The sequence below is a fragment of the Paenibacillus sp. A3 genome (genome assembly GCF_001399685.1).
Taxonomy (GTDB): domain Bacteria; phylum Bacillota; class Bacilli; order Paenibacillales; family NBRC-103111; genus Paenibacillus_G.
Window position 1 is genome coordinate 1 of the sequence record NZ_JTHN01000221.1, and the last position, 12,405, is coordinate 12,405.

Consider the following 12,405-nt stretch of genomic DNA (forward strand, 5'->3'; position numbering starts at 1 on the left):
GCTTCACGGTGATCTGCTGATCCAGCCCGTTCAGATGCACGTTCTCCGTCGCGCTGGATACGGCGACCGGATCGAGGTCAAGCGCCAGCACATGCTTCGCGCCCAGCTTGGCAGCCGCAATGGCCAAAATGCCCGAGCCTGTGCCGACATCGATCACATCCTCGCCGCCTTGAACGACCTTCTCCAGAGTGCGCAAGCAAAGCGACGTCGTCGCATGCGTGCCCGTGCCGAAGGCCATTCCGGGGTCCAGCTCCAGAATCAGCTCGTCCGCTGCCGGCGTATATTCTTCCCAGGTCGGTTTAATCGTCAGCCGGTCCGTCACGCGCAGCGGTTTGAAGTACTGCTTCCACGCGTTCGCCCAATCCTCGTCGTCCACATCCTTCAATTCGTAGACGGGATTCCCGGTATCGATATCGTATTCCGCAAGCTGATCGACGGAACGCTTCAGCTCCTCCAGAATCGCATCCATGTCGGTTCCTTCGGCGAAGTAGCCTTTAATGACGGCCCGGCCTTCCGGAATATCGTTCAGCGGGAGCTCATACCATTGTCCTAGCGACGTATCCCTCTTCTTGTTAAGCGTTCCGGACTCCTCGATCGACACGCCGCCTGCTCCAAACTCGTGTATAAAATTCGAAATCATCTCGATTGCTTCTTCTGTCGTATGTACCGTTAATTCATGCCAACGCACCGGGTATTCCCTCCCATATTTTGCTTATGCAAGCACACGTAAGTCCTAGTATACAACAATTACGGGCGCGGGTAAAACGGCGCAGCCGCATGCGAAAAACGGTTCCCCGCATGTCGGACATGCAAAGAACCGTTATCTCCGGCTGCGAAGGCCGGCTTTGCCGGGCTTCAGATGTTGCCGCCCGCCTCACGGATGACCCGCAGCGCTTGGTCGTAGGTCGCTTCATCCAGGACGACCGTCAGCAGAATGTCCCGGCGCGTCATATCCTCCGGGTCCGGTGCCAACAGCTCTCTGCTGCCGTCGGCCATGCCGCTGGCATCCACATCGACGGCGGTCAATATCCGCGCATCCTGACTCATACCGGACCCGCCGAGCGTTAAATAGGCCAATCCCGGAAAATCGCTGTTGCTTAAAGGATTGAACGTTTCCTCCACGCCATGCCCCGGATACTCCCCGAATTGATCGATTTGAATATCGGCGGCACGCAAGGCTTTCAGCTTCGGCACGCAGCTCTCCGCTTGCTGCCTGGATTGGAAATAAGCCAAGATGCTTTTTTCAGCCATAACAATTACCCCGCTTCCCTACGCTTGCCCTTGTTGTCTCTCATCGGCATCCGCCGCACGCTCGCGCGCTGCGACGTCCGCTTGATCCGCCAATTCGGAAGCAAATTCGACATCTTCGTTTGTGGCGATGGGAAGCTGCCGATCCGCTTGATTAGTCTGGCGTTCATTTTCGCTCATTTCAGTTCCCTCCTTTACGTAGTCCATAGGGTTTGGATATCCACCTCTTGTATTGTCTGCCAAACGGACGAAAAATATGCAAAAAAGCACCGCAGCGAAAAATCGCCGCCGTGCTTTCGTATGCCTCTTGATCTGCTTAATCGCCTAAAAAGGCCTTTTTCATCCGCTCGAAAATCGATTGATTTTGCTCGTGCGTATGCTCGCCGCTGAGCCGCGCGAATTCGCGCAGCAGCTCTCGCTGCTCGTCGTTCATGTTGGTCGGCGTCACGACGACCACCTTCACGTGCTGGTCGCCTTGACCGTACCCGCGAAGCCGCGGAACGCCTTTGCCTTTCAGGCGGAAATACGTATCCGTCTGCGTGCCGGCCGGAATTTTCAGCTTCACTTTCTCGGTCAGCGTCGGAATTTCGATTTCGTCCCCAAGCGCCGCCTGCGCGAAAGTGAGAGGCACTTCGCAATAAATATCGTCGCCTTCCCGCTCGAAAAATTCATGCGATTTGACGCGAATTACGACGTACAGGTCTCCCGGAGGACCTCCCCGCGTCCCTGCTTCGCCTTCTCCCGTCACACGGAGCTGTGCCCCGTCGTCCACGCCTGCCGGAATGTTCAGGCTGATCGTGCGCTGCTTCTTGACTTTCCCCGAGCCATGGCACGTGCCGCATTTGTCTTTGACGATTCTTCCCTGTCCTTGACAAGAGGAGCACACCCGGCGGTTGACGATTCGCCCGAAGGCCGTATTTTGCACGACCTCCTGCTGCCCGGACCCGTGACAGACGCCGCACGTTTCAGGCTTCGTTCCCGGCTTCGCGCCGCTACCGCTACACGTATCGCACGTTTCCGTGCGAGGAATGTGAATGTCGGTCTTTTTGCCGAATACCGCTTCCTTGAATTCGATGGTCAGCGTATACTGCAGGTCGCCGCCCCGCTGCGGTGCGTTCGGGTTGCGCCGCTGGCCGCCGCCGAAGAACATATCGAAGATATCGCCAAAGCCGCCGAAGTCGGCGCCGCCAAAACCGCCGCCCATGCCCTGATTCGGGTCGACATGGCCGAAGCGGTCGTACTGCGCTTTCTTCTGATCGTCGCTCAGTACGTCGTACGCTTCCTTCGCTTCTTTGAACTTGGACTCGGCATCGTCCGCCTTGTTCACGTCCGGGTGGTATTGGCGGGCGAGCTTGCGGTAAGCTTTCTTGATATCCTCTTGGGAAGCGTCCTTGCCTACTCCAAGCACTTCATAGTAATCGCGTTTACTCATCGTTCCACTCCCACTCCCCGGGCGACAAACGGAAAGTCAAAGCCGAATGCCGGCTTTGACTTCCTGCTAACCGCAAGGGTTATTACTTCTTGTTCTCGTCGACCACTTCGTAATCCGCGTCTACCACGTTGTCTTTGCCTTTGGCTGCGCCTTGCGCGCCTTCGGCGTCTGCGCCGCCGGCCGCTTGAGCCTGCTGCGCCGCTTGCTCGTACAGCTTCGTGGAAAGCTGCTGAACGACTTGCGTCAGCTCCTCGGTCGCTGCTTTGATCTCGTCAAGGTTGTTGCCTTCAAGCGCTTTTTTCACTTTGTCTTTCGCCGCATTTGCCTTGTCGATTTCAGCCTGGTCGACTTTGTCGCCCAGATCTTTAATCGTCTTGTCGACGGAATAGACGAGCTGATCCGCCTGGTTGCGGGCTTCAACAAGATCCTTGCGCTTGCGGTCTTCGTCGGCATGCGATTCCGCGTCTTTCATCATGCGGTCGATTTCTTCTTCGGACAGACCGCTGGAAGACGTGATCGTGATTTTTTGGCTTTTGCCTGTGCCTTTATCCAGTGCGCTGACGTTGACGATACCGTTGGCATCGATGTCGAACGTTACTTCGATTTGCGGCACGCCGCGCGGCGCGAGCGGAATATCGCCCAGGATGAAACGGCCCAGCGTTTTGTTGTCGGCCGCCATTGCGCGCTCCCCTTGCAGAACGTGGATTTCCACGCTCGGCTGGTTGTCCGCGTAAGTGGAGAACACCTGTGATTTCGTTGTCGGAATCGTCGTGTTGCGGTCGATCATTTTCGTAAATACGCCGCCTGCGGTTTCGATCCCCAAGGACAGCGGAGTCACGTCGAGCAGTACGACATCTTTAACGTCGCCCGTCAGTACGCCCGCTTGCACGGCAGCGCCGAGCGCAACGACTTCGTCCGGGTTAACGCCTTTGTGCGGCTCTTTGCCCGTCAGCTTTTTAACGGCTTCTTGAACGGCCGGAATCCGTGTGGAACCGCCGACCAATACGATTTTGTCGATTTGGTTCGCGCTAAGGCCCGCATCGCTCAGAGCTTGACGGGTCGGTCCCATCGTTCTTTCCACCAGCTCGGCGGAAAGCTCTTCGAATTTGGCGCGGGTCAGGTTCATCTCCAAGTGCTGCGGCACGCCGTCCACAACCGTAATAAACGGAAGGGAGATCGTCGTCGTCAGAACGCCGGACAGCTCTTTTTTCGCTTTTTCGGCCGCGTCTTTCAGACGTTGAACGGCCGCTTTGTCTTTGCTCAAATCGATGCCCTGCTCTTTTTTGAACTCGGCCACGAGGTGGTCGATAACCACTTGGTCGAAATCGTCGCCGCCCAGACGGTTGTCCCCACTGGTCGCTTTAACTTCGAAGAAGCCGTCGCCAAGCTCCAGAATGGAGACGTCGAACGTACCGCCGCCAAGGTCGTATACGAGAATCGTTTGGTCTTCGCTTTTCTCCAGCCCGTACGCGAGAGCGGCTGCCGTCGGCTCGTTGACGATCCGCAGCACTTCGAGGCCCGCAATTTTACCTGCGTCCTTCGTCGCTTGACGCTGGCTGTCGTTGAAATAGGCCGGAACGGTAATAACGGCTTGGGTAACCGACTGGCCGAGGTAAGCTTCCGCATCGGCTTTCAGCTTTTGCAGAATGATCGCCGAAATTTCTTGCGGCGTGTACTCTTTGCCGTCGATTACTTCTTTGTGGTTCGTCCCCATATGACGCTTGATGGAGATGACCGTACGGTCAGGGTTCGTAATGGCTTGGCGTTTCGCCGTTTCGCCGACGACGCGCTCGCCGTCTTTCTTGAAGCCTACGACGGAAGGCGTCGTACGGTTGCCTTCCGGGTTCGGGATAACGACGGCCTCGCCGCCCTCCATGACGGCTACGCAGGAGTTGGTCGTCCCAAGGTCGATACCGATTACTTTACTCATGAGGGTTAGCCTCCTTAATTTCGCTGTGCATTGTATGGGTATACGCTTATCGCGTTCATAATTTATGCTTTATGAGCTCACTTTGACCATTGCAGGTCGGATGACTTTGTCTTTCAGCAGGTAGCCCTTTTGCACTTCTTCCACGACGATGCCTTCCTCGTACTCATCGGACTCCACCTGCATGATGGCCTGATGGTACTCGGGATTGAAAGGTTGACCTACCGCTTCCATCTTTTGCAAGCCTTCGCTCGTCAGCACTTGCTCCAGCTGGCGGAAAATCATATCGATCCCTTTCGTCAAGGCTTCGTAATCGCTGCTGCCCTTGCTGGCGGCAAGCGCCCGGTCGAAGTTGTCGACCACGGGAAGCAGCTGCTCGATCAGCTTGAACGAAGCGTATTTGGCAAACTCTTCTTTTTCCTTTTGCGTGCGGCGTCTGAAGTTGTCAAAATCGGCCTGCGCCCTCAAAAAACGCTGGTGATTTTCCTCCGCTTGTTTTTTGAGCTCTTCCACTTCCGGATGGACTGCCTCCTGAGCCTCCGATTGGCCGGTTGCCTGTTCCGTGTCGGCAGCTCCTTCGGCCGATGCTCCGGCGTCATATGTAGCTCCGGTTTCTTGCTCGTTGGTTTCGACGTCCGTCTCCGGGCGTCCGTTTGCTTGCTCTTTTTGTTCCGCGTTCAATTGTGTCACCTCCTTAACCGAATCGGCCATACGGCCTCTCTATCTCTACTTATTGTAACCATCCCTTGCGGCCGGGAAACGCCCGGCATGCTTGGACCTTACTCTTCCGTGCGCGGGCGCATCTTAATGACCGTGTGGATGCGAAGCACCGCGCATGCCACCTCGCCGGCAGCCTGCAGCGCGTGCAGCTTCACCTCTGCCGGGTCGACGACGCCGGCGGCCATCATATCGGCGACGCTTCCGGTATCGCAGTCGATGCCGAGCGCATCGTTGCCGGAAGCGATCTGTGCCGCCTTCACTTCTTCGACCTTCTCCAGAGGGTTGTAGCCCGCGTTTACGACGATTTGGGCCAGCGGCTTGCGAAGCGCCTGCGCGACGGCGGCAATGCCGAAGCCCTCCATGCCCTGTACCGTCTCGCGGTGCCGGTCAAGCTCGTGGGCGACAGCCATTTCGGCCGCCCCGCCGCCGGGCAGGGAGCCGCCGCGCAGCGCGGCCTGCACGCTTGAAGCCGCGTCGCGGGCGATGCGCAGCCGCTCGCCGACCACCTCGCTCGTGCTGGCGCCCACGACGATGGATACTTGCGTGCGGCCTTTGCCTTCGGCCATCCGCACGCTCTCCAGCCGCTCGTCGTAAGCGACGTGCCCGGCGAAGCCGAGATAGCCCGCAAGCTCCGAGGCGGGCTTGCGCAGTCCGCTGCGGCGGATCGGCCGCGCGCCGGTGTATTCGGCGATGCGGCGCAGCTCCGCACGCGGCAGGCGCTGCAGCACCATGATCCCATGGTCGGTGCAGAACTGCTCCGCCTCGGGATCGACGCCCCGTTCGGAGGCCACGAAGCCGACGCGCAGCTCGACGAGCTTCTCCAAGAGGGCGCGGAACTGCTCCCGCAGCTGCGTCTGCTTGTGGAAGCCCGCATCGGTCATGAGCGCTTCCTCATCGACCGACTCCGGCTCGAACGCATCCTGGAACAGCAGCACCTGCGCCGTATCCGGCGGAAAATCAAGCTGGGCATTGGCCGGCTTTTTGTTAATCAACAAGCCCGGCCACACTTCGTTCGCCGCTTTTCCGTGCGACATCACGACGTCGGAAAAGCGGAAGTGCGGCTCCCGCAGCTTCGCCGGGCCGAGACGCTTCGCCCCTTCGACGATCAGCTTGGCGAGGTCGGCATGCTCCCGCCCGGCAATGTACGCGATCCGGTACAACAGCGGATCACTCATTCCTTCCAGCGGACGCGCCCGGCGGGCCAGCGACTCCAGCGCCGCGGCCACGCCGTCCTGAACCCCGCGGACGACCTTCGCCACCGGCACGCCCCGCGTGACCTGCGCCACGCCTTCGGCAACCAATGCGCCCGCCAGCACGGTGGCCGTCGTCGTACCGTCCCCGACTTGATGCTGCTGGGAACGGGCGACTTGAATGAGCAATCTTGCGGCGGGGTGGGTGACGTCCATCTTTTCCAAAATGGTCACGCCGTCGTTCGTAATGACGACTTCCCCTTGCGTCCCAACCAGCATCGTGTCGAGCCCCTTCGGTCCGAGGGTCCCTTCCACCGCCGAGCAAATGGCGCGGATCGCATTCGCGTTGTTCCGCAGCGTTGCAAACGCCTCTTCGCCTTCCTGGCCTGTCGGCTTGATTTGGCTCATTTGTACCAACGCCCCATCAATTGATTCAAATCTTTCGTCAAATGATCGAGAAGTTTGATGACTTTACCGTAATCCATCCGTGTCGGTCCGAGGATGCCGATCGTCCCGAGCAGCTGCCCGTCCAGCGAATACGAAGCGGTGATCAAACTGCAATCGTTCACGGCTTCCAGCTTGTTCTCGCTGCCGATCCGCACCTGTATTCCGTCCGTTTCGCCGGTTCCGTCAAACAGCTGCACTATCTTCGGTCCTTCGGCGAGCAGGTCCAGAATGCTTTTCACCTTATCGACATCCTTGAACTCGGGCTGCGTCAGCATGTTCGTCGTGCCGCCAAGGAATATCCGCTCTTCCTCTCCGCGGTCCATCACATGATCCAGCATGAGCAGCAGTTCTTCGTAACCGGAGACGTAGCTGCTCAGCTCCGAGGCGATCTCCGTGTACAGCTTCGCCTTGAAATGGAGCAGCGGCACGTTCTTGAGCCGGGCATTGAGCAGGTTAACGAACTTCTCGATCTCCGACATCGGAACGCCTTCGGGGATCGTGACGGTCTTGTTTTCCACTTGTCCGGTGTTGGTCACGATAATCGCGACAGCCGTCCGCTCGTTAAGCGGAACGATCTGCAAATGCTTCATCGTCGTGCCCAGCATCTCCGGTCCCATGACGATAGACGTATAATTTGTCAGTTGGGACAAAATTTGCGCCACATGCTGGATGGTGCGTTCCATCTCCTGCATTTTTTCGGCAAAAAACTGCTTGAGCATGTCGACATCCTGAACAGGAAGCTGGTTATAATGCATCAGATGATCGACGTAATATCGGTAGCCCTTATGGGAAGGAATCCGGCCGGCCGACGTGTGCGGCTGCTCCAGAAAGCCCATCTCCTCCAGGTCGGACATTTCGTTGCGGATGGTGGCGGGGCTGAATCCCACGTTGCCGCGCTTGGATATGCTGCGGGAGCCGACCGGCTCTGCAGAACGGATGTAATCATCGACTATGGCGCTTAAAATATGACGTTGACGTTCGGTTAGCACACCAAGTCCCCCTTGCTTTTTTTCGGCTGAATGGAGGGTTGACTGCGGGAAAGAAACTGCAGCCTCCGGCCGCTGTTGAACTCGGGTTCCAATTGAACTTACCTGTCGGTAAGAACCCGAATTCAAAGGCGGCACGTAGACTCTCCGGCTGCAGTTCTTTCCTCCGTCAAAAACATATCAGCCGAAAAACAAATATATTAAAAGAAATAAACCAAGGCATATCTTGCTTGCCTTGTTTCCCAATATACAAACCGTTCTTTCGTTAGCACTCCGTGCTAGTGAGTGCTAAGCTAATACAAAAATAACAGACCCATAGGGTCTGTGTCAAGTCAGTCGAGCCGTTTCAAGACGGCGATTTCGTCGCAGCAATGCTGCTTTTTGCAGTGGATGCAGTCGCGCCATACCTTCTCGGGGAAGATCTCCTTCTCGACAACGGTAAAGCCGTTTCTTTCGAAGAACGCCACCTCGTAGGTCAGCGCCATCACTTTCGGGATGCCCTGCTGCTTCGCTTCGTGCAGCAGCGAGCCAACGAGCGCCTTGCCGATGCCTTGACCTTTGTATCCGTCCGAAACGCCGAGCGACCGGATCTCGACCAGATCCTGCCCGAGCCTTGTGAGCGAGCCGCAGCCTACAAGCTGGCCGTCGATCTCCGCTACGACGAACGTATCAAGCTGCACAGACAGCGTCTCCTTGGTACGCGGGAGCATAATTCCTTTTTCAGCATAGCCTTGAATAATGTCGTATAATGTGTCAATGTCCTGCGCGGTCGCTTGTCTGCAGGTCAACGTCGTCGTCATAGCGGTTCCCACCCATCGCCTAGTAGTATCTCATGTAGAAAATGATATGAATAAATATACAACAAGACGTATAAAGGATCAACCTATTTTTGACGTATTTTTTGCGGCTCCCAAAAATTCGCCGAACACTTCGTTTCCAAGCAGCACGCCCCGCTCCGTCAGCTTGTATCCCCCGGCGCTCGCCTCCAGCAGTCCGAGGCTGCATTGCCGCTGGAGCACATGTCCGAACACGTCGTCCAGCTCCATACCGAACTGCTCGTTAAAATCCGCCTTGCGCACGCCGCCAAGCATCCGCAGCCCGACCATCATGAAATCTTCCATCGCTTCATGAACTTCCACCGCCTTCTTGTCCAACAGCGGCAGCCCGCTGCGCGTCGCGTCGATATAAGGCTGGACGCCTTTAATATTCACATGTCGCTGACCGTGAACGTAGCCGTGAGCCCCGGCGCCAAGGCCGTAATAGCTCTGATTGCGCCAGTACATCGCGTTATGCCGGCTCTCGTATCCGGGCCTGGCGAAGTTGCTGATTTCATACTGCCCGTAGCCGGCCGAGCGCAGCCGTTCCATAATCAGCAGAAACATGCCGATTTCCTCATCCTCTTCGGGCAGCGGCAGCTGTCCGCGCTCATAGAGCGTGTGGAACAGCGTATTCTCTTCCACCTTCAAGCTGTAGATCGAGTAGTGCGGCAAGTCCAGCGCGAGCGCTTCCTTCAGCGTCGCTTCCATCACGGCCTTGGTCTGCTTCGGCAGGCCGAACATCAGATCGATGGACAGGTTCGTAAACCCGGCTTTCCGCGCGTTCTCCAGGCTCCGGTACACGTCGTCGGTATTGTGGATGCGCCCGATGCCTTCAAGCAGCCCGTTGTCAAAAGACTGCACCCCGAAGCTGATCCGGTTGACGCCTCCTTCTTTCATCGCTTGCAGCTTCTCCAGGTCGGTCGTGCCCGGATTCGCCTCCATCGTGAATTCCAACTGCGGCGACCAAGCCGGGAAATAAGCGCGGACGCGGCGCAAAAACACTTCCATCTGCTCCGGCGTCAATACCGTCGGCGTACCGCCCCCGACGAAAATCGTCTCAATCTCCCCCGGCGGGACCGCCTGCACCGTCCGTTCCATTTCGCGCTCGAGCGCGTCCAGGTAATCCGTGACGGGCTGGCCTTTCAGCACGTAGGAGTTGAAATCGCAGTAGTGGCATTTGTTCGTGCAAAAAGGGATATGAATATACACCGCTTGGGGTGTCTGGGTTCGCTGCAGCATTTAGGTTCCCCCTAATGGCAAAAGCAGGCGTCCGGAACTCCGAAGCACCTGCCTGCTTTTTTCTTAGTTATCGTCGATCTTCAATACGGCCATAAACGCTTCCTGCGGCACTTCCACGCTGCCGACCTGTTTCATGCGCTTTTTGCCTTCCTTCTGCTTCTCGAGCAGCTTCCGCTTCCGCGAAATATCGCCGCCGTAACATTTGGCAAGGACGTTCTTGCGCATTGCCTTCACCGTCTCGCGCGCGATGACCTTCTGGCCGATCGCCGCCTGTACCGGTACCTCAAACATTTGGCGCGGAATGAGTTCCTTCAGCTTCTCGCAAATAATGCGGCCGCGGTGGAACGCCCGGTCGCGGTGTACGATGAACGAGAGCGCGTCCACCTGTTCCCCGTTCAGCAGAATGTCCATTTTCACCAGATTGGAACGCTTGTAGCCCGACAGTTCGTAATCGAACGAAGCGTAGCCTTTGGTACTCGATTTCAATTGGTCGAAGAAGTCATAGACGATCTCCGACAGCGGAATATCGTAAGTGAGCGTCACGCGGGTCGTGTCGAGATACTCCATGTTGATATACTCGCCGCGCTTGGATTGGCACAGCTCCATGATGGCGCCGACATAATCGTTCGGTACGATGACAGACGCCTTGACGTAAGGCTCTTCGACGAAGTCGATTTTGCCCGGCTCCGGGAACAGCGACGGGTTCTCGATGTTCAGCACCGTGCCGTTCGTCTGCGTCACGCGGAACACAACGCTCGGTGCGGTCGTAATGAGAGGAATGTTGAATTCGCGCTCGATCCGCTCCTGAATGATCTCCATGTGAAGAAGCCCCAAAAATCCGCAGCGGAAGCCGAACCCGAGCGCCGTGGACGTCTCCGGCTCGAAGCTGAGCGACGCGTCGTTCAGCTGCAGCTTCTCCAGCGCTTCGCGCAGATCGTTGTAATCGCTCGTTTCGATCGGATACAATCCGCAGAATACCATTGGGTTAATTTTGCGGTAACCCGGCAGCGGCTCAGGCGTCGGATTTTTGGCGTCCGTTACCGTATCCCCGACCCGGGTGTCGCCGACGTTCTTGATCCCGGCGACGATGAAGCCGACATCGCCGACCTCCAGCGAAGGAACCGAGCCCATGCGCGGCTTGAATGCGCCGACCTCGATGACCTCGAACGTTTTGTCCGTCGCCATGAATTTGATTTTCGAGCCCGCCTTGATCGAGCCGTCGATGACGCGGACGTACACGATAACGCCCTTGTACGGGTCGTAATGCGAGTCAAAAATGAGCGCCTTCAGCGGGTTGTCCGGATTCCCTGTCGGTGCGGGAACCTTCTGTACGACCTGCTCGAGAATTTCTTTAATCCCGATTCCGGCTTTGGCGGAAGCCAGCACCGCATCGCTGGCGTCAAGCCCGATCACGTCCTCGACCTCCTGCTTCACCCGTTCCGGCTCTGCGCTTGGGAGGTCGATTTTGTTGATGACCGGCAAAATTTCCAGATTGTTGTCCAACGCCAAGTAAACGTTGGCAAGCGTCTGTGCTTCAATCCCCTGCGCCGCGTCCACGACGAGCAGCGCGCCTTCACAGGCCGCAAGACTGCGGGAAACCTCGTACGTGAAGTCGACGTGTCCCGGAGTATCGATCAAATTCAATATATAATCTTCACCGTCGTCGGCCCGGTAGCTAAGGCGAACCGCCTGCAGCTTAATCGTGATGCCCCGCTCGCGCTCCAGATCCATCTGGTCAAGCACCTGCTCCTGCATTTCGCGCGACGAAAGAGCGCCGGTATATTCGAGGATGCGGTCTGCAAGCGTCGATTTCCCGTGGTCGATATGGGCGATGATACAAAAATTTCTTATTTTCTTTTGTCTGGCTTGGATATCCATCGGCAGCTTTACCCTCACTAACCTGCAAATTTACAATACTTCTAATTATAGCAGTTGTGACGGCGGGCAGCAATGGACACCCCTAAACTTCCATCTCCGTCCCGTTCCCGAAGACGGCGCTTATGGACTTAACGCTTCGAACAGGGAGACGACGAGACGGATGCCGTGATACGCCGCAATCTGCAGCAGCTCTCCCGTCTTGTTCCCGACACGGTTGATGCCCGTGTTCGCAGCCGGATCTTCCGGCATGGCCGGCTTCGCTTTGGCCTCCGCAGGGCGCTGCGCTTGCGGCTTGTGCTCCGGCCCAACTGCATTTGCTCCGGCTAGACCCTGCTTCCCTGCTGGAGCGGCGGTATACGCGTGCTGCTTCGCCTCACCGGCCTCGCCCTGCGGCTTTGTCAGCGGGCCGTGGATCCGCTCGGTTCCCTGCGTGGCAAGCGCAACTCCGAAAAAGATGCAGAAGGCCATCGCCAATCCTACGGCGCCGACTTTGACGAACGCATTTCCTCTCACCGCGCTC

Annotated in this window: 12 protein-coding genes; all 12 read right to left on the reverse strand. The window is 57.4% G+C overall.

Annotated features, from left to right (window positions below; all coding sequences use genetic code 11):
• The coding region (gene prmA, locus QJ48_RS29035) for a 50S ribosomal protein L11 methyltransferase (protein WP_054976863.1) at positions 1-688 on the reverse strand (688 nt) is incomplete at its 3' end.
• Positions 689-855: 167 nt separating this feature from the next.
• Complete coding sequence (locus QJ48_RS29040; protein WP_054976864.1) at positions 856-1,251, reverse strand: hypothetical protein; 396 nt, start codon at positions 1,249-1,251, stop codon at positions 856-858.
• A gap of 18 nt (positions 1,252-1,269) precedes the next feature.
• Positions 1,270-1,428, reverse strand: a complete 159-nt coding sequence (locus QJ48_RS37130; protein ID WP_157261791.1) for a YfhD family protein — start codon at positions 1,426-1,428, stop codon at positions 1,270-1,272.
• A 136-nt stretch (positions 1,429-1,564) separates the two neighbouring features.
• Positions 1,565-2,680 carry a molecular chaperone DnaJ gene (dnaJ, locus tag QJ48_RS29045; RefSeq protein WP_054976865.1) on the reverse strand — a complete coding sequence of 372 codons (1,116 nt, stop codon included), beginning with the start codon at positions 2,678-2,680 and terminating at the stop codon, positions 1,565-1,567.
• Positions 2,681-2,762: 82 nt separating this feature from the next.
• Positions 2,763-4,610, reverse strand: coding sequence for a molecular chaperone DnaK (dnaK, locus tag QJ48_RS29050; protein ID WP_054976866.1), 1,848 nt, complete (start codon positions 4,608-4,610; stop codon positions 2,763-2,765).
• A 69-nt stretch (positions 4,611-4,679) separates the two neighbouring features.
• Positions 4,680-5,288 carry a nucleotide exchange factor GrpE gene (gene grpE, locus QJ48_RS29055; protein WP_054976867.1) on the reverse strand — a complete coding sequence of 203 codons (609 nt, stop codon included), beginning with the start codon at positions 5,286-5,288 and terminating at the stop codon, positions 4,680-4,682.
• 98 nt (positions 5,289-5,386) lie between these two features.
• Positions 5,387-6,925 (reverse strand): TCP-1/cpn60 chaperonin family protein, encoded by a 1,539-nt coding sequence (locus tag QJ48_RS29060; RefSeq protein WP_054976868.1) that lies wholly within the window; start codon positions 6,923-6,925, stop codon positions 5,387-5,389.
• Positions 6,922-7,953, reverse strand: a complete 1,032-nt coding sequence (gene hrcA / locus QJ48_RS29065) for a heat-inducible transcriptional repressor HrcA (RefSeq protein ID WP_054976869.1) — start codon at positions 7,951-7,953, stop codon at positions 6,922-6,924. The genes QJ48_RS29060 and hrcA overlap by 4 nt, the downstream gene beginning before the upstream one ends.
• A gap of 329 nt (positions 7,954-8,282) precedes the next feature.
• On the reverse strand, positions 8,283-8,750 hold the full coding sequence (locus tag QJ48_RS29070) for an N-acetyltransferase (RefSeq protein ID WP_054976870.1): 468 nt from the start codon (positions 8,748-8,750) through the stop codon (positions 8,283-8,285).
• Between the two features lie 78 nt (positions 8,751-8,828).
• Positions 8,829-10,007 (reverse strand): radical SAM family heme chaperone HemW, encoded by a 1,179-nt coding sequence (gene hemW / locus QJ48_RS29075; protein WP_054976871.1) that lies wholly within the window; start codon positions 10,005-10,007, stop codon positions 8,829-8,831.
• 63 nt (positions 10,008-10,070) lie between these two features.
• Positions 10,071-11,885: a translation elongation factor 4 gene (gene lepA, locus QJ48_RS29080; RefSeq protein ID WP_054976872.1), complete on the reverse strand. Its 1,815-nt coding sequence runs from the start codon at positions 11,883-11,885 to the stop codon at positions 10,071-10,073.
• A 120-nt stretch (positions 11,886-12,005) separates the two neighbouring features.
• Positions 12,006-12,398: a hypothetical protein gene (locus QJ48_RS29085; RefSeq protein WP_054976873.1), complete on the reverse strand. Its 393-nt coding sequence runs from the start codon at positions 12,396-12,398 to the stop codon at positions 12,006-12,008.
• Between the last annotated feature and the right edge of the window lie 7 nt (positions 12,399-12,405).

Bases quoted from the DNA above. Each gene is read 5' to 3' on its own strand.
- QJ48_RS29040 (WP_054976864.1), bottom strand. From the start codon at position 1,251: ATGGCTGAAAAAAGCATCTTGGCTTATTTCCAATCCAGGCAGCAAGCG.
- QJ48_RS37130 (WP_157261791.1), bottom strand. From the start codon at position 1,428: ATGAGCGAAAATGAACGCCAGACTAATCAAGCGGATCGGCAGCTTCCC.
- dnaJ (WP_054976865.1), bottom strand. From the start codon at position 2,680: ATGAGTAAACGCGATTACTATGAAGTGCTTGGAGTAGGCAAGGACGCT.
- dnaK (WP_054976866.1), bottom strand. From the start codon at position 4,610: ATGAGTAAAGTAATCGGTATCGACCTTGGGACGACCAACTCCTGCGTA.
- QJ48_RS29060 (WP_054976868.1), bottom strand. From the start codon at position 6,925: ATGAGCCAAATCAAGCCGACAGGCCAGGAAGGCGAAGAGGCGTTTGCA.
- QJ48_RS29070 (WP_054976870.1), bottom strand. From the start codon at position 8,750: ATGACGACGACGTTGACCTGCAGACAAGCGACCGCGCAGGACATTGAC.
- hemW (WP_054976871.1), bottom strand. From the start codon at position 10,007: ATGCTGCAGCGAACCCAGACACCCCAAGCGGTGTATATTCATATCCCT.
- lepA (WP_054976872.1), bottom strand. From the start codon at position 11,885: ATGGATATCCAAGCCAGACAAAAGAAAATAAGAAATTTTTGTATCATC.